This is a genomic window from Vibrio sp. DNB22_10_4 (genome assembly GCF_052879755.1).
Genome location: NZ_JBNNXW010000007.1, coordinates 145,050 through 163,230 on the forward strand (window position 1 = coordinate 145,050; position 18,181 = coordinate 163,230).

12 protein-coding genes are annotated in these 18,181 nt (G+C 48.6%); 3 read left to right on the forward strand and 9 right to left on the reverse strand.

Annotated features, from left to right (window positions below; all coding sequences use genetic code 11):
- Positions 1-387: 387 nt before the first annotated feature.
- The 3 genes from carA (at position 388) to ACVA6Q_RS16700 (ending at position 5,740) form a co-directional block, all read left to right on the forward strand.
- Positions 388-1,527, forward strand: a complete 1,140-nt coding sequence (carA, locus tag ACVA6Q_RS16690) for a glutamine-hydrolyzing carbamoyl-phosphate synthase small subunit (protein WP_446648219.1) — start codon at positions 388-390, stop codon at positions 1,525-1,527.
- A gap of 16 nt (positions 1,528-1,543) precedes the next feature.
- Positions 1,544-4,768 (forward strand): carbamoyl-phosphate synthase large subunit, encoded by a 3,225-nt coding sequence (gene carB, locus ACVA6Q_RS16695; RefSeq protein ID WP_446648220.1) that lies wholly within the window; start codon positions 1,544-1,546, stop codon positions 4,766-4,768.
- 192 nt (positions 4,769-4,960) lie between these two features.
- Complete coding sequence (locus ACVA6Q_RS16700) at positions 4,961-5,740, forward strand: TSUP family transporter (RefSeq protein WP_446648221.1); 780 nt, start codon at positions 4,961-4,963, stop codon at positions 5,738-5,740.
- On the opposite strand, the gene ACVA6Q_RS16705 is transcribed toward ACVA6Q_RS16700, so the two are convergent.
- The 9 genes from ACVA6Q_RS16705 to gltB all read right to left on the reverse strand — a co-directional run bounded on the left by ACVA6Q_RS16705 (position 5,670) and on the right by gltB (position 18,008).
- Positions 5,670-6,536: a LysR family transcriptional regulator gene (locus ACVA6Q_RS16705; protein ID WP_446648222.1), complete on the reverse strand. Its 867-nt coding sequence runs from the start codon at positions 6,534-6,536 to the stop codon at positions 5,670-5,672. The genes ACVA6Q_RS16700 and ACVA6Q_RS16705 overlap by 71 nt on opposite strands.
- A gap of 100 nt (positions 6,537-6,636) precedes the next feature.
- Positions 6,637-8,151, reverse strand: a complete 1,515-nt coding sequence (locus ACVA6Q_RS16710) for an ATP-binding cassette domain-containing protein (RefSeq protein ID WP_446648223.1) — start codon at positions 8,149-8,151, stop codon at positions 6,637-6,639.
- Positions 8,152-8,267: 116 nt separating this feature from the next.
- Positions 8,268-8,885: a TRIC cation channel family protein gene (locus ACVA6Q_RS16715; RefSeq protein WP_446648224.1), complete on the reverse strand. Its 618-nt coding sequence runs from the start codon at positions 8,883-8,885 to the stop codon at positions 8,268-8,270.
- A gap of 99 nt (positions 8,886-8,984) precedes the next feature.
- Positions 8,985-9,809 (reverse strand): vitamin B12 ABC transporter substrate-binding protein BtuF, encoded by an 825-nt coding sequence (gene btuF, locus ACVA6Q_RS16720; protein WP_446648225.1) that lies wholly within the window; start codon positions 9,807-9,809, stop codon positions 8,985-8,987.
- Positions 9,810-9,812: 3 nt separating this feature from the next.
- The gene (locus ACVA6Q_RS16725) at positions 9,813-10,766 is read right to left on the reverse strand and encodes a cobalamin biosynthesis family protein (RefSeq protein ID WP_446648226.1); all 954 of its coding nucleotides are present in this window, start codon (positions 10,764-10,766) and stop codon (positions 9,813-9,815) included.
- A 43-nt stretch (positions 10,767-10,809) separates the two neighbouring features.
- Positions 10,810-11,505, reverse strand: coding sequence for a 5'-methylthioadenosine/S-adenosylhomocysteine nucleosidase (gene mtnN / locus ACVA6Q_RS16730; protein ID WP_353497871.1), 696 nt, complete (start codon positions 11,503-11,505; stop codon positions 10,810-10,812).
- An 86-nt stretch (positions 11,506-11,591) separates the two neighbouring features.
- Positions 11,592-12,032 (reverse strand): DUF1499 domain-containing protein, encoded by a 441-nt coding sequence (locus tag ACVA6Q_RS16735; protein ID WP_446648227.1) that lies wholly within the window; start codon positions 12,030-12,032, stop codon positions 11,592-11,594.
- Positions 12,033-12,113: 81 nt separating this feature from the next.
- Positions 12,114-13,526, reverse strand: a complete 1,413-nt coding sequence (locus tag ACVA6Q_RS16740; RefSeq protein WP_446648228.1) for an FAD-dependent oxidoreductase — start codon at positions 13,524-13,526, stop codon at positions 12,114-12,116.
- 18 nt (positions 13,527-13,544) lie between these two features.
- Positions 13,545-18,008 carry a glutamate synthase large subunit gene (gene gltB / locus ACVA6Q_RS16745; RefSeq protein ID WP_446648229.1) on the reverse strand — a complete coding sequence of 1,488 codons (4,464 nt, stop codon included), beginning with the start codon at positions 18,006-18,008 and terminating at the stop codon, positions 13,545-13,547.
- Positions 18,009-18,181 lie beyond the last annotated feature (173 nt).

The following is an 18,181-nucleotide window of genomic DNA, read 5'->3' on the forward strand; positions in this document are numbered from 1 at the left end:
TTTTTGCTTATTTTTATGGAGATTATTTGTCGTTTTTTAACTTAAACCTCTATTTTTATATGTTTTGTCTGTTTGGCGATCGTTTGCGCAAATAGTTGTTGCAAATAACGGAGTGGGCTGACGGGTTTCTGCATCGAAAAACTATGCTTGCCGTTAACTGATTGAATTTGTCTTTGTAAATGTACATTTTTGGCGGTTTAAAACGAAAAATTCGCCAGCGACTATAAAAATTAAATTTATTTTTCCATGCTTGTTGACACAAAACGTCGGCATCATTAGAATACCGCCAATTTGTCTGAACTACCTAAAACCGCTTACTTATAGCGAAGAGGAAGGCAAATCTGCAATTTAATTTAAAATTTATGCATTTTTATTCTGGAGGTTGTCTTGAGTAAATCAGCACTGTTAGTCCTAGAAGATGGGACAGTGTTCCGCGGTGTTTCCATTGGAGCAGATGGTTTATCCGTTGGTGAAGTTGTTTTTAATACCTCGATGACGGGGTACCAAGAAATCCTCACTGATCCTTCCTATTCTCAACAGATTGTTACCCTTACTTACCCTCATATTGGTAATACTGGTACTAATAAAGAAGACGAAGAGTCTTCAGCAATCCACGCACAAGGCCTTGTGATCCGCGATCTTCCTCTTATCGCTTCTAACTTCCGTACTGAACAGTCACTTTCAGACTACCTTAAGTCTCAAAACATCGTTGGTATTGCAGATATCGATACGCGTAAGCTGACTCGTCTTCTACGTGAGAAAGGTGCTCAAAACGGTTGTATCGTTGCAGGTGATAACCTAGATGAAGCGCTAGCACTCGCTAAAGCGAAAGAATTCCCTGGCTTGAAAGGTATGGATCTTGCGAAAGAAGTTACAACAAAAGAGACGTATCAATGGAAACAGGGTTCGTGGACGCTCGAGGGTGGTCTTCCTGAAGCGAAAGACGACAGCGAGCTGCCATATCATGTTGTTGCCTACGACTTCGGTGCAAAACGCAACATCCTACGCATGCTTGTTGACCGCGGTTGCCGCCTAACAGTGGTTCCAGCGCAAACTTCTGCTGAAGACGTGCTTGCACTTAACCCAGATGGCGTATTCCTATCAAACGGTCCTGGTGACCCAGCGCCATGTACTTACGCTATCGAAGCAACAAAAGTATTCCTAGACAAAGGCCTACCACTCTTTGGTATCTGCCTTGGTCACCAAATCTTGGCTCTAGCGTCTGGTGCGCAAACAGTGAAGATGAAGTTTGGTCACCACGGTGCAAACCACCCAGTTAAAGACCTAGACCGTGACGTAGTAATGATTACCTCACAGAATCATGGCTTTGCTGCGGATGAAGAGACGCTTCCAGAGAACCTACGTGCAACGCACAAATCTCTGTTTGACGGCACACTTCAAGGTATCCACCGTACAGATAAGCCAGCGTTCAGCTTCCAGGGTCACCCTGAAGCGAGCCCAGGTCCACACGATGCAGCGCCATTGTTTGACCACTTCATCGAACTTATTAAACAACACAAAGCGTAATTCGGAGTAGTTGAGAATGCCAAAACGTACTGACTTAAAAAGTATTCTAATTCTTGGTGCTGGCCCAATCGTTATCGGTCAGGCTTGTGAGTTTGACTACTCAGGCGCTCAAGCGTGTAAAGCACTGCGCGAAGAAGGTTACCGAGTTATTCTTGTGAACTCGAACCCTGCAACTATCATGACTGACCCAGACATGGCAGATGCAACTTACATCGAGCCTATCCAGTGGGAAGTGGTTCGTAAGATTATCGAGAAAGAGCGTCCAGATGCAGTACTCCCTACGATGGGTGGTCAGACTGCACTTAACTGTGCTCTAGACTTAGAAAAACACGGCGTACTTGCTGAGTTTGGCGTAGAGATGATCGGTGCAACGGCTGACGCTATCGATAAAGCAGAAGACCGTTCTCGCTTCGATAAAGCAATGAAGTCAATTGGCCTAGAGTGTCCACGTGCTGACACGGCTAAGACTATGGAAGAAGCTTATGGCGTTCTTGATATGGTTGGCTTCCCTTGTATCATTCGCCCTTCTTTCACTATGGGTGGTACCGGTGGTGGTATCGCGTATAACAAAGAAGAGTTCGAAGAGATTTGTCGCCGCGGTCTAGACCTTTCTCCAACCAACGAGCTTCTTATCGATGAGTCGCTAATCGGCTGGAAAGAGTACGAGATGGAAGTGGTTCGTGACAAAGCGGACAACTGTATCATCGTTTGTGCGATTGAAAACTTTGACCCAATGGGCATCCACACTGGTGACTCAATCACTGTGGCGCCAGCGCAAACGCTGACGGACAAAGAATACCAGTTGATGCGTAACGCTTCTCTAGCGGTACTGCGTGAAATCGGTGTAGAAACAGGTGGTTCAAACGTTCAGTTTGGTATCAACCCGAAAGATGGCCGTATGGTTATCATCGAGATGAACCCACGTGTATCTCGCTCTTCTGCGCTAGCGTCTAAAGCAACAGGTTTCCCAATCGCGAAGATTGCTGCGAAGCTAGCAGTTGGCTTTACTCTAGACGAGCTAATGAACGACATCACGGGCGGTGCAACACCAGCATCATTCGAACCAACTATCGACTACGTTGTGACTAAGATCCCTCGCTTCAACTTCGAGAAGTTTGCGGGCGCTAACGACCGTCTAACGACTCAGATGAAGTCAGTTGGTGAGGTAATGGCGATTGGTCGTAACCAACAAGAATCTCTACAAAAAGCACTTCGTGGCCTAGAAGTTGGCGCGAACGGCTTTGACGAGATGGTTGACCTAGACTCTCCAGACGCACTATCTAAAATCCGTCACGAGCTGAAAGAAGCGGGTGCGGAGCGTATCTGGTACATCGCAGACGCATTCCGTGCCGGTTTGTCTGTGGACGGTGTATTCAACCTAACGCAAATTGACCGTTGGTTCCTAGTTCAAATCGAAGAGATTGTGAAACTGGAGAACGAAGTTAAGGCCGGTGGTTTTGCAGGTCTTACTGAAGACGTACTTCGTAAGATGAAGCGCAAAGGCTTCGCGGATGCTCGCCTATCGACTCTACTAGGTGTATCTGAAAGCGAAATCCGCCGTCTACGTGACCAGTACGAGATTCATCCTGTTTACAAGCGCGTCGATACGTGTGCGGCAGAATTCTCATCAGACACGGCTTACATGTACTCATCTTACGATGAAGAGTGTGAAGCACAGCCAACCGACAAAGACAAGATCATGGTTCTGGGCGGTGGTCCTAACCGTATCGGTCAAGGTATCGAATTTGACTACTGTTGTGTACACGCGTCTCTTGCACTGCGTGAAGATGGTTACGAAACCATCATGGTTAACTGTAACCCAGAGACAGTATCAACGGACTACGACACGTCAGACCGTCTGTACTTCGAACCTGTAACGCTTGAAGATGTACTGTCAATCGTACGCGTTGAAAAGCCAAAGGGTGTTATCGTTCAGTACGGTGGTCAAACGCCACTGAAACTAGCACGCGCTCTAGAAGCTGCGGGTGTGCCAATTATTGGTACTAGCCCAGACGCTATCGACCGTGCAGAAGACCGTGAACGCTTCCAAGTTGCTGTAGACCGTCTAGGCCTACTTCAGCCAGAAAACGCGACAGTAACAACGCTTGAGCAAGCGGTTGATAAGTCACGTGAAATCGGCTTCCCACTGGTAGTACGTCCTTCATACGTACTAGGTGGTCGTGCGATGGAAATTGTATACGACGAGCAAGATCTACGTCGCTACTTCAACGAAGCAGTGAGCGTGTCTAACGAATCACCAGTACTTCTAGATAGCTTCCTTGATGATGCAGTTGAAGTCGACGTTGATGCAATCTGTGACGGTGAGCGAGTGGTTATCGGCGGCATCATGGAGCACATTGAGCAAGCAGGCGTTCACTCAGGTGACTCAGCATGTTCGCTACCGGCTTACACGCTAAGCGCGGAAATCCAAGATGTGATGCGTGAGCAAGTTGAAAAGCTAGCGTTCGAGTTGGGTGTACGCGGTCTAATGAACACTCAGTTTGCGGTTAAGAACAACAAAGTTTACCTAATCGAAGTAAACCCACGTGCAGCTCGTACAGTGCCGTTTGTTTCTAAAGCAACAGGTGCACCACTTGCGAAAATTGCGGCGCGTGTTATGGCGGGTCAATCTCTAGAGTCTCAAGGCTTTACGAAAGAGATCATCCCACCATACTACTCTGTTAAAGAAGTAGTGCTGCCGTTCAACAAGTTCCCAGGTGTTGACCCACTACTAGGCCCAGAAATGCGCTCTACTGGTGAGGTTATGGGTGTTGGCGCAACGTTCGCAGAAGCTTACGCGAAAGCAGAACTCGGTTGCGGCAATGTTTACCCAGAAGGCGGCCGCGCACTATTGTCTGTTCGTGAAGGCGATAAGCAGCGCGTTGTTGACCTAGCATCTAAGCTGACTAAGCTTGGTTACCAACTGGATGCAACACACGGTACAGCAGTTATCCTAGGTGAAGCTGGCATCAACCCTCGTCTTGTTAACAAGGTGCACGAAGGTCGTCCACACATCCTAGACCGCATCAAGAACAACGAGTACACCTACATCGTGAACACGACAGCAGGTCGTCAATCGATTGAAGACTCAAAAGTTCTACGTCGCGGTGCTCTTGCTGAGAAAGTGAACTACACAACAACGCTAAATGCAGCGTTTGCAACGTGTATGGCTCACACTGCTGATGCGAAAGTAGCAGTAACGTCAGTACAAGAACTGCACGAGCAGATCAAAAACGCATAATCGCGTAGCACAACAGAATAGAGAGGTGAGCTATCACCTCCTAGACAACCACATTGCCCGCTCATTTGAGCGGGCTTTTTTTATTTCAAATCCAATGATTCCTATTTGGAATAGGTTTGTAGCGATGGTTTCGCTAGTCCTTGCGATGTAAGTCGTTACAATTTAGCAAAATTACATTATTGAGCGCCTGACATGGACGTAACTTACGACATTCTTGTTTTATTGTTTTTTGTAGCTGGTTTAGCTGGTTTTATTGATGCCATGGCGGGTGGTGGTGGTTTGTTGACGTTGCCAGCGCTGCTCTCTGCGGGTGTGCCGCCCACTCAGGCACTGGCGACCAATAAGCTGCAGAGCTCGTTTGGCAGTTTTTCGGCTACTTGGTATTTTGTTCGTAACGGCATTGTTGATCTCAAAGATATGCGCTTGGCGATTGCCTGTACCTTTGTTGGCTCGGCTGTGGGTGCTGAGCTTGTACAGCATATAGATGCGGGCGTGTTGACGAGCCTTATTCCGGTTTTGCTATTGGGTATCTCACTCTATTTCTTATTAGCACCACAGGCAGGCGAAGGTGGTGGCAAACCTAAGATGTCGGAAACCCTGTTTGCTTTTTCAGTTGGTACTGGTGTGGGCTTTTACGATGGTTTCTTTGGGCCGGGTACTGGCTCTATTTTTACTATCTGTTTTGTTGCTATCGCTCAGCTCTCGATTGTTCATGCGACTGCGCGTACTAAGGTACTCAACTTTACCTCGAACCTGGCTGCGTTGATTTTCTTTATCATTGCCGGTCTACCAGTATGGGAAATTGGTTTAGTAATGGCGGCGGGTGGCTTCCTAGGTGCGCGCATGGGAGCTAAAGTTGTTGTGTCTAAGGGAAAGAAGTTTATTCGTCCGCTGGTGGTTGTTATGTCAATGGTGATGGCATTAAAGCTACTTTGGGAACAAAATCCTCAATGGTTTCAATCACTGTTTTAAGGCGTGATTGCTTGAGTGCACTTGGCCGGTATATCACATGAACTGGGCGCGTTAGGGTGGTCAAAAAATCAAAGTCAAAACACAGTGACTCACTTATGTGCAAGGTTTTGATGATTGATAGCGGTACGAGTGCAGGTGCCACCCCTCGGATAGCGAGCTGAGCTGCAGCAGTGTACGAGTCCATCTGCATGCTTGGCGTTATTCCTGCTTGCTGCAGCAATCCAGCCTGGTATGTATTTGCCGGGTTGTTAAGGTCGTTGGTGATAAGACTCGTAGGTGGCTCGGTTAAAGGCTGTTTGCTTACCACCTTAAATGGCTCATCAAAAAGATGCGTCGTTACTAATCCAAGCCGCGAGTTTAAATGACCGGCGCACAGACCTACCGCCGCCTCACCAGATTTGACATGCTCGATGATACGGGGCGTGTGGTTGGTGGTGACGGTGAGATAGCTGTCTTTGGCAAGTAGCTGCGGCATTACGTCACTCAAGTAGCCTGCAACTAAGGTTTCTGAGCAATCGAGTCTTAATATTGAGTGTGTTTCGACCTGCTGCTCTTCAGCAATTAAGCCGCGCAGCTCATTCAAACTTGGGCCAACACGAGCAATGAGCGCCTCTGCCTCTGGAGTCAGACGTATCTGCCTTCCTTCTGGCTCAACTAAGGTTTTACCGAGTTTCTTTTCTAGATTGGCGATGCGTTTACTGACCGCAGATTGGCTGATATAGAGACGACTACCGGTACGTCCCATGGTTTTCTCTTGAGCAAGCACCAGCAGTGTTTCAATACCTTCTAAAAGCATGTCGATTACGATGAAAAAATGGAATCAATAGGCTTAGATTAGCATACAATTCTCTGCGCTAACTGTCGCGTTGTGCCATTTTTAGTAAAGTAGACGATGGCTATTTTTCCTGACACGAGATTTCCTTTTGATTGGTGTTGTTAGCAGGCGTTTGGCTTTTTAGCTCCGGTGTGGTGATGACTACGCGGTAGCCCTTCTCATTACCTGCTTCAACAAAATCCACAAAATAGTGAATACTGTCTAGCTCATCTTCGACATAATGCGAGACGTACAGCAACTGGCTTAGGTTTTCCTTAGCGATAAGCTCTAATGCATTCATAACCAATTTGCGCCCTAAGAAATCAAGGCCTTGATAAGGTTCATCCAAAATCAGTATCGTCGGCTGTTTGATAATGGCACGTGCGATAAGGAGCAGACGCTGCTGACTGTATTCTAAAGACTTGAATGCGCAATCTTTCAGGTGCGACATGTGCAGCAGAGTTAACCATTCATCAGCGGCGTTGATTTGCTTTTTGCTTGGTTTGTCATAAAGTCCGATGGAATCAAAGAATCCAGACAGTAAAACGTCACGGGCATTGCAGTTAACTCGGTATTGCAGGTGCAAAGAGGAAGACACCATTCCAGTGTGCTGCTTGATGTCCCAAACTGTCTCGCCGCTGCCGCGTTTGATGCCATAAATCTCGATATCGTTGCTATAACATTGTGGGTGGTCACCAAAAATCATCCCGAGCAAAGTACTTTTGCCGCAGCCATTGGGACCGCGAACTTGCCAGTGTTCGCCATTGTTGATTTGCCAATTGACCCCGGAGAAGATCTTTTGTTCAACGTACTCCACCTTACCGTCAGTGATGTTGACCAAGGGATCCGCAAACTTTGCCGTATGCTGATGTTTACGGATAAGTTCGAGCCACTGTTCACTTTGCTGTGAAGATTGCGCTAAGAGCTGAGAAATGACTGGGTGCTCGCGCCATTCGGAATAGCTGAGCTGCTCCTTGAGTGCCCCTTTTTCAAACATTGCTACATGTGACATCCAACTTGGGACTTCATCTTCTCGAGAGGTAATGATGATCAATTGAACGTGTAGGGATAGGTCTTTCAGGTAGTCTGCCAGCATTTTACGGTGCAGGGTATCTAGGCCAACAAAAGGCTCATCGAGCACCAATACTTTTGGCGCACTAGCGAGTGCTCGAGCTAACATCACGCGGCGGGTTTCTCCGGTTGAGAGTTGTCTAAAGCCGCGTTCTCTAAGATGAAGTAAATCTAGCTCTTGGATAAGCTGCTCAACCACATCCCGATTATCAGAAAACTCCGAGACCAATTGCTCAACGGTGCGTCCAAAATCAATTCGATCTAAAAACTCACTGTCGTCATTAGCTTGTTCTAATTCTAACAGTCGCTGCTGTTCGGCAAGCGAGACTTGAGCAATGCCAGAGTGAGGTTGCTGGAGCTGGCCTTCATCGGCTTTCAGTTCCCCACATAGTAGATCGCCAAGTAGGCTGCCAACATTGCCATGGGTTTCAAATACTGCCCAGTGTTCGCCTGAGCGAATGATCCATTCAGGTACAGACAGCGACAGTGGGTGGTTTAGTGAGACATTATTGAAGCAGATATCCATAGACGTTTCCCTGTCTGAATACAAAAGTGAGTGGCTTTTAACCAACATACTAAAGCGACAGAGAAAAATGAAGAGGCTGACAGGAGAATTCGGTATCTCCTGTCAGTTATTTGAAGCTACTTGTCGAGTGCGAAGGTTGGCAAAGAAAGGTGCCAACGAATTGCGCCAAGGCGGATCACCAGAGTGGCCACTACGCAGCATAGAAAGGCGCTGCCAGTTGACGCGCCCATCATCAGAGCTCCGACATGGAAGGCACCACCAATAATACAGGCGGTAGCATACACCTCGCGCCTCAATACCATAGGAACTTCACGGGCAAGAACGTCACGAATAATACCACCACCGCAGCCGGTTAATACCCCCATGATCACTGCAATCAAGTACGAATCTTGAAAGAACAGTGCTTTTTCAACGCCGATGCCGACAAATACCGCAAGGCCAATCGCATCACTGACAGGCAATACATACCAAGGCAGTCGTCTTGGATGCCTGACCAGCATCATAGTGGCAATACAGGTCACTATGATTACCCAGATATAGGTTGTATCCGTTATCCAAAAAACAGGTGTTGCACCAAGCGCCATATCACGAATAGTACCACCACCGATAGCGGTTACACTGCCTAGCACCATAACACCAAAAGGATCCATCCTAAGTCTTCCTGCAAGTATCACTCCCGATATTGCAAACACTGCCGTACCAAAAAGGTCGACCAAATAGAGCATGGAATCCACAGCTATATTCTCACTGAAGAAAAGTAATAGGAAAGTGCGCCAATTTTACGGGATTTAACGTTTGCGGATAGCGAATCTTACCTGAATGTGATCGATGTCTCATTTCTTCTGTGCTCGTACCCAGTCTAGGTGCTCACACACTTGAGTGACAGCCAGCAAGGTTCTTGGGGTTGGGCGATTGAGCCAATCTGAGGTTAAAGCCCATACATGGTCGTTTTGTACCGCGGGCAGTTCTTGCTGCCATTTTTGCCACATATTGCCGTTAGCGATGGCATGCTCAGAAGTGAATATAGCCTCAGGTTGGCGAACGATAACTTGCTCTGGGCTTACTTGAGGATAGGGCGCTTTGCTACTTGCGAAGATGTTTTCTCCACCACAAAACTCAAACACTTCACTTGGCCAGTTACCATCGGACAGGGTAATGATAGGCTTTTCACTCAGCTGGTAGAAATAACGCACCTTATCCTCGGTGTCGTACTTCTGTTTTAACTCAGCAAGCTTGGCACGAAACTGCTTTGCAGCATTGATGCCGATATCAGGATCGTCAGCATATTGACTTAGCGCTTCAAGGTTGTTGGCAATGCCTTCTAGAGATTTGGCTTTGGAGTAATAGAGGTTGAAGCCGAGGCGCTCTAGTTTTTCAAGCTCTCGGGCAGGGTTTCCGGTTGGCCATGCCAAGATTAGATCAGGCTCTAAAGCAACAATTCGCTCTAACTTAATGCCCTGATAGTTAGCAACGCGTTCAAGGTTTTCTGCTTGCTTTGGGTAGTCGCTGTATTCACTGACAGCAATCAGCTTGTCGCCAAGACCAGCGGCATAAGCCAGCTCTGTCGTGTGTGGGGCGAGGCTGATAATACGCTGGGTATCGGCAATGGCTACGCCACTGGCTAGCAGAGCTAAAACGCCTAACAGGGTTTTCTTCATTGATTACAATCCTTGGTAGATGATGAACATCACAGCGCTTTGTAGCATTAACCACACATAGATCCGCCATGCGATGTGTTTTTGAATTTGAGCGATATGAATGGCCGCGGGTGCGATTTTCCCACCTACTCGAGCACGCTGTAGTTTGTCAGTGCCATAAATAGCAGGGCCACCTAACGCCAGTTCAAAGCGGTTGGCATAGCCGCAGATGAGCCAGTTAGTCGCTGCATTTGGCCAAGCTTTCGCTTGTGATAGGGTTTGTTTGATAGCGTGTGTAGGCAGGCCGAGTAAAACCATCATTGAAAACAGTTTTTGCGGCACAAAGTCAATCATCATAAATAGCCAAGCCGCGGGTTTACCAAAGGTCGCATAACCTAGCTTGTTTGGACTCCAGCTGCGAGCGAGCTCTGCACAAAGACGATACATTAGTGCGCCTATGCCGCCCGCTAGACCATACCAAAACAAAACGCCGATGACGTTTCTCGCATAGCCCACAATAACGCTTTCCGCTCCAGCCTTACCAAGTCCAAGTAACGACAGCGCGTCCGTTTCTCGATTGACTTTGGATGCGAGTAAATGGCGAGCGCCTAGCTTATCTTCTTTTGCCAAGGCGTCTATGAAGCGTCGTGTGAATAGCTCATTGCCTCGCCACTCAACGGCGAGCAGTAGTAGGGCGAGCTGATAGAATTCTGCTTTCCAAACCAAGGTCTGAAGTGCGACTAGCACGGCCAAGGTTGGAACGAGTAGTAGCATTAACGCCAGTATTCCCGATAGCTGCTGCTGTTGAGGTAATGCGCTTGGCGAGTTAACCTTGCTCGCTATATGACTTAGCAATAATTGCCAGAACCTGACTGGATGTGCCGAGGGTGGAATGGGGATAAGTAGATGAAACAAAAGTGCACCCCAAAGCGTTAGGAGTGCACCATTGGCATATAAACTCTCAATAAAAGAGCTCATTTACGTCGTCCTTGTACGTGATGTTGTTTACAACAAGGCGCGCTTACTTAAGCAGCTCAACCATTTTTACTACCATCTCCGACGAGCTTTGCGCTGCTAGGGGTAGGAACTCTTCAAAGCTCATTGGTGATTCTTTATCGGCTACATCAGAAATAGCACGAACCACTACGAATGGCGTGTTGAACTGATGACAGGTTTGCGCAATCGCAGACGCTTCCATCTCAACGGCAATAACGCCAGGGAAGTTAGCACGGATAACCGCTTGACGCTCTGGGCGACATACGAATTCGTCACCTGTACAGATAAGGCCGCGTACTGCGTGCTTGTCTTCCATTTGAGCCAGCGCTTGCTCAGCGACGTCCATCAGTTTTTGATCCGCTGCAAACGCTGCTGGTTGACCTGCCATTTGACCAATCTCGTAGCCAAATGCTGTTACGTCAGCGTCGTGGTGACGAACTTCGGTCGAGATAACCACATCACCTAGGTTTAGAGAAGACTCAAAGCCACCTGCAGAGCCCGTGTTAATCACAACGTCTGGCTGGTAATCGCTAAGAAGGATCGTGGTACCCACTGCTGCCGCGACTTTACCGATACCTGATTGAAGCAACACGATGTCTGCACCGTCAAGTTGACCAGTAAAGAAGGTACAACCGCCTTTCTTGGTTTCTTCAAGGTTCGTCAGTGCTGCTTTTAGGATGGACACTTCTTGTTCCATTGCGCCAATTACGCCGATTTTCATAGAGAGTCTCTCAAGTTGGAAAACGTATTTTGGCGTGCAGTATAGCAACAGTCGCCGCGCTTCCCAACCTTTGCGAGATGGAGCGATTAGGGATTTGCGATGACTAATCCAGTTTCGATGAGCTTAGCGCGAAACGCTTCAACTCGTTTTCTGTTTACGTCGAAATCGTAGTAGCCAATTCGTGCTTCGGAGCGCACTAGTAGCTCACCGTCTTGGATTTTAACCTCCATATCATCTACATACCGAAACACACTTGAGGTGTATTCCACGCGTAGATAGTTGCCTTCGAATGCAGCTACCTCGGCGTTATCGAAACTAAGCGCTACGGTTTCAATCTGATTGATGTTGGTATCCGGGGCGAGCTTAAATGGCGCGAGTTTAAATTCTTCACGGCTATCTTGGGTGGAGACGCAGCGCGGACTATCGCCGCAAGGCTCCTCAGTTCGATCTGTGGTGGTCTTATAGCCTGCACCGCAAGCGGTAAGCAAAATGACAGAAGAGAGGGTAATTAGCTTTGTTATTGTCATAACGTTCCCTTGCAAAATGTAGCGCTTTAAAAAAACCCAGCAGTAGTGCTGGGCTTAGTCTTGGTTCGTGTACTGGCAACCCTATACTTCTAGGAAGTCTAGTATGCCTTCTGCGGCTTTGCGTCCTTCATCAATGGCCGTAACGACTAAATCTGAGCCTCGCACGGCGTCACCACCGGCAAAGATCTTCTTATTAGTGGTTTGATACATAAACTCTTGAGATACTGGCGCTTTGATGCGACCCCATTGGTCAAGTTCTACGCCATAAGGTTCCAACCACGACATTTGATGCGGCTGGAAGCCAAATGCCATGATGACAGCGTCTGCTTCCAGCACATGCTCACTGCCTTCCACAGGTTCAGGTCGGCGGCGACCCGCTTCATCTGGATCACCTAAGGCTGTTTTCACCACTTTCACGCCGCAAGCGTTGCCGTTGGCGTCCACTTCGATACCAAGCGGCTGAAGGTTAAACATAAAGTTAACGCCTTCCTCGCGAGCGTTTTTCACCTCTCGGCGAGAGCCTGGCATGTTGGCTTCATCACGGCGGTAGGCACAAATAACGCTGCTCGCCGTTTGGCGAATTGAGGTGCGCACACAGTCCATGGCTGTATCACCACCGCCAAGGACGACGACTTTTTTACCTTTCATATCAATAAACGGCTGCTCTTCACCTAGATCCATTACCTTATAGGTATTGGAAACCAAAAACGGCAGGGCATCAAAAACACCAGGAGCATCTTCGTTCTCTAAACCTGCTCGCATATTTTTGTAAGTTCCGACGCCAAGGAACACCGCATCGTAATCTTCAACTAAGCTTGCCATCTCAACGTCTTTGCCGACTTCGGTATTGAGGCGGAACTCAACACCCATCTCAGTGAAGATGCGGCGGCGGTTGAGCATGACATCTTTTTCTAGCTTGAATGATGGGATGCCAAAGGTGAGTAGGCCACCAATCTCTGGATAGCGATCAAATACAACCGGCTTGACCCCATTACGCACTAAAATATCAGCCGCCGCAAGACCAGCGGGTCCAGCACCGATAATGGCGACCTTTTTATCCGTCCACTCCACATGAGACATGTCCGGTTTCCAACCCATCTCGAAGGCTTTGTCGGTGATGTATTTTTCGATGTTTCCGATAGTGACGGCACCAAAGTCATCGTTCAGGGTACATGACCCTTCGCAGAGACGATCTTGCGGACATACGCGACCACAGACTTCGGGCAGGCTGTTGGTTTGGTGCGAAAGTTCAGCCGCTTCGATGATACGTCCCTCATTGGCGAGCTTTAGCCATTGCGGGATGTAGTTATGAACAGGGCATTTCCATTCACAGTATGGGTTACCGCAGTCAAGGCAGCGATCGGCTTGAGCCGTCGCTTGCTGTTTAGTGAAGGGTTCGTAGATTTCCACGAATTCGATTTTGCGAATCTTAATCGGCTTTTTAGCAGGGTCGACGCGATTCACATCAATAAATTGGTATACGTTCTGGCTCATTATTCTGGCTCCTTCCAATTACTGTGCTTGAACGCGCAGCTCTGCAGCGCTTCGGCTTTGGTGACCAAGCAAGGTGCGAAGATCCGCAGCTTTTGGCTTGACGAGATAGAACTTCGGAATCCATTCATCGAAGTTCGCCAGAATGTGTTCGGCGTGCACTGAGCCTGTCTCTTCTAGGTGCTCAGCAATAAGGCCGCGCAGATGCTCTTGATGGATATACAAATCAGACAGCGAAATCGCTTCTACTGATTCCGTGTTGACGCGACCTTCAAAGTCGTCGTTACTGTCCATCACATAAGCAAAGCCGCCGGTCATTCCTGCGCCAAAGTTAACCCCCGTAGCGCCAAGGATGGCGACAATACCGCCAGTCATGTATTCACAAGCGTTGTCACCGGCGCCCTCAATCACAGCAATAGTGCCTGAGTTACGCACCCCAAAGCGCTCGCCAGCGGTACCTGCTGCATACAATTTTCCGCCTGTTGCGCCGTACAAACAGGTGTTACCGACGATAGTGGCATCGTTACAAGTGAAAGTAGTACCGACGTGTGGTTTGATAACGAGCTTACCGCCCGCCATACCTTTACCGACATAGTCATTGGCATCACCCGTTAGGTAGATTTCCACCCCACCAGCGTTCCAAACGCCGAGGGATTGGCCAGCAGTACCATCGAGATAGAGTTTGATTGGGCTGGTCGCCATGCCTTGGTTACCATAGCGCTTAGCCACACTGCCAGAAAGTCTCGCACCAACAGAGCGATCGGTGTTTCTGACATCAAAGTAGAAACTGCCTCCGGATCTGTTTTCAACGGCCGATTTGGTTTGTTCAACAATCTTCTGGTTAAGCTCTGCTTTATCAAAAGGTTGATTTGGCTCAGTCCAATACAGTGGATGAGATTGCGGAGACACTGGCGCTTCGAGAATGTTCGACAGATCGAGCTTGGATTGCTTCGCGGTCATCCCTTCGACAGCTTCTAATAAATCGGTACGACCAATTAAGTCAGTGAGCTTTTCTACTCCGAGTTCAGCGAGCAGTTCGCGTACTTCATCGGCAAGTCCCGTGAAGTAGTTGACTACCATTTCAGGTAGACCTTTGAAGTACTCTTTACGCAGCGTTTCATCTTGCGTGGCAACGCCCGTCGCGCAGTTGTTCAGGTGACAGATTCGTAAGAATTTACAGCCCATCGCGACCATAGGTGCAGTGCCGAAACCGAAACTTTCAGCACCAAGGATGGCCGCTTTAACAACGTCTAAGCCGGTTTTTAAACCCCCATCTACTTGCAATCGGATCTTATGGCGCAGGTTATTGGCCACGAGAGCTTGTTGCGTTTCAGCAAGGCCGAGTTCCCAAGGACAACCCGCGTATTTCACTGATGTCAGTGGACTTGCTGCTGTGCCACCATCATAGCCTGAGATGGTGATGAGATCGGCATAGGCCTTGGCAACACCTGTGGCAATCGTGCCGACACCCGGCTCGGAAACCAGTTTTACCGATACCAGCGCGTCGGGATTAACCTGCTTCAAATCGAAGATAAGCTGGGCTAAATCCTCAATAGAGTAGATATCGTGATGCGGAGGTGGGGAAATAAGCGTGACCCCTTGTACTGAGTGACGAAGCTTAGCAATTTCCGCTGTGACTTTATGTCCTGGCAGCTGGCCACCTTCGCCGGGTTTCGCCCCTTGCGCAACTTTGATTTGCAGCACGTCGGCATTGGTGAGGTAGTGTGGCGTCACGCCAAAACGGCCGGAGGCAATCTGCTTAATGCGAGAGTTACGGTTAGTTCCAAAGCGGCGGGGATCTTCGCCGCCCTCACCAGAGTTGGAATAGCCCCCAAGCTTGTTCATTGCCATGGCAAGCGCTTCGTGCGCTTCTGGGCTCAATGCGCCAATGGACATTGCCGCTGAGTCAAAGCGTTTGAACAGCTCCGTGTTAGGTTCAATTTGCTCAAGTGGCAGCGCGTTGTCCGCCTTTTTCAACTGCATTAGGTCACGTAGCATCGCGACAGGACGGTCATTCACTTGCTTGGCATACGACTTGTAGTCGGAGGCTTCGCCCGATTTCACCGCTTGTTGCAGCGTACCAACGACATCAGGGTTGTAGGCGTGATATTCGCCATCGTGGACGTATTTAAGCAGGCCGCCATGTTCTACGGGTTTGCGTTTTGCCCATGCCTTGCGAGATAGGTTGAACAAGTCTTGTTGGAAGTCTTCAAAGCTTGCACCTTGAATACGTGTCGTTACGCCAGTAAAGCATAGGTCGACCACATCACGATGCAGACCAACCGCCTCAAACAGCTGTGAGCAGCGGTAAGAGGCGATGGTCGAGATGCCCATCTTTGACATGATCTTATACAGACCCTTGTTGATGCCATACTGATAGTTTTGCATCACATCGCGGTAGCTCTTATCAATGGCACCATCATCAACAAGTTTTCCTAGCGCTTCATAAGCGAGGTAAGGGTAGACAGCAGTCGCGCCAAATCCAAGCAGAACCGCAAACTGATGTGGGTCACGAGCGGTTGCAGTTTCAACAATAATGTTGGCATCGCAGCGAAGGTTCGCGTCAATCAATCGAGTTTGTACCGCGCCAACCGCCATAGCTGCTGGAATAGGCAACTTGCCTTTAACGAGGGCACGATCGGAAAGCACCACCAGAACCGTCCCTTCTTTAACGACGGTCTCGGCGTGATCGCAGAGATCGAGTAGGGCTTGTTTGAGATCTTTCTCATTTGGATCGTAGTTGATATCGAGGATCGTGTTGCGATAATGCTTGTCGCTCAGCTCAAGGAGTTGCTGCATATCAGAGTAAAGCAGTACAGGTGAATCGAACGTCACACGGTAGGCGTGGCCATCGGTTTCACAGAACACATTCATCTCTTGACCGACACTGGTTGCAAGCGACATCACGTGTTTTTCGCGCAGTGGGTCGATAGGTGGGTTGGTGACCTGAGCAAACTTCTGACGGAAGTAGTCAGTCACCAAGCGCTCTTTAGAGGAGAGCACTGCCATTGGAGTATCATCGCCCATGGAGCCAACCGCTTCTTGACCCATATCGCCAAGCACGCGAAGAACCTGATCGGTCTCTTCGTTGGTCATAGCGAACTGTTTTTGATAGGTCTTCAGCACCGTTTCATCAAAGCTGCGCTCGCCAACTTGGTCATCTTCGAGAGCACTAAATGGCGTTAACTTGTGGACGTTGTTTTCCATCCACTCGCGGTATGGGTGACGGCTCTTGAGGTCGCTATCGATGTCATCTGAATGCCACAGCTCGCCCTCTTGAGTATCGACAACCAGCAGTTCGCCTGGGCCGACACGCCCTTTCTCTGCTACTTCATCTGGAGCGTAATCCCATATACCGACTTCAGATGCCAGCGTGATGAGGTTGTCTTTGGTAATCACGTAACGTGCTGGGCGTAAGCCATTGCGGTCAAGGTTACAGGCCGCATAGCGACCGTCGGAAAGGACGATACCAGCAGGGCCATCCCAAGGCTCCATGTGTTTTGAGTTGAAGTCATAGAAGGCGCGCAGATCTGCGTCCATATCTGGGTGATTTTGCCATGCTGGCGGAACCAGCATTCGCATAGCTCGGAAGATATCCATACCACCAGATAAGAATAGGTCGAGCATGTTATCTAGGCTCGAAGAGTCTGAGCCCGTTTCATTCACGAAAGGAGCGGCAGTTTGTAGATCCGGTAAGAGTGGTGACGCAAATTTGTAGGCGCGAGCCTTTGCCCATTGGCGGTTGCCTTCAATGGTGTTGATCTCACCATTGTGCGCTAAGTAGCGGAAAGGCTGTGCCAATGGCCAGCGGGGCTGAGTATTGGTAGAGAAACGCTGGTGGAACAAACAGATCGACGATTCCATACGAAGATCGGCAAGATCGAGGTAGAATCGCGGAAGATCGGCCGGCATGCATAGACCTTTGTAGACGATCACTTGAGTCGATAAACTACAAATATAGAAGTCTTGATCTTCCGTAATGCGTTTTTCAATGCGGCGCTTAGCGATGTATAGACGTCGTTCAACATCTTGCTCCCGCCAACCTGCCGGTGCCGAGATAAAGACCTGAACAATATTGGGTAGCGAACTTAACGCGATTGGGCCGAGTACGTCTTCGTTGGTTGGCACGTCACGCCAGCCAGAAATGGTCAGCGTTTCTTTAGACAGTTCTTGGTGGATGATGTCTTTTGCAGATTGGGCTTTGACCGGATCTTTGGAGAGAAACATCATACCGACGGCATACTGCTTAGCCAAGTTCCATTGGTTTTCTTCTGCAATTAAGCGGAAATATGAATCGGGTTTTTGAAGTAATAAGCCACAACCATCGCCGGTTTTTCCATCTGAGTTGATGCCGCCACGGTGAGTCATGCGGTCCAGTGCTGAGATTGCGGTGCGAACCAGTTTGTGACTGGGTTGACCTTGCATATGCGCAATCAGGCCAAATCCACAGTTGTCTTTTACAAGACTTGGATCGTAAAGAGCCATTGCCTTTCTCCCTTTGAGCTTGCTGTCATCCTGACAGTAAATTAATGCTTTTTAATGACTTTTTATTGTTATGTGAGTCAAATTTTTAACTGTTAGTTATTAACAAATTGCATTTATTTTATTTTCACGAACTTCACAACGTATAGCTTATGGCAAGAAAGGTCAAGTTTTCA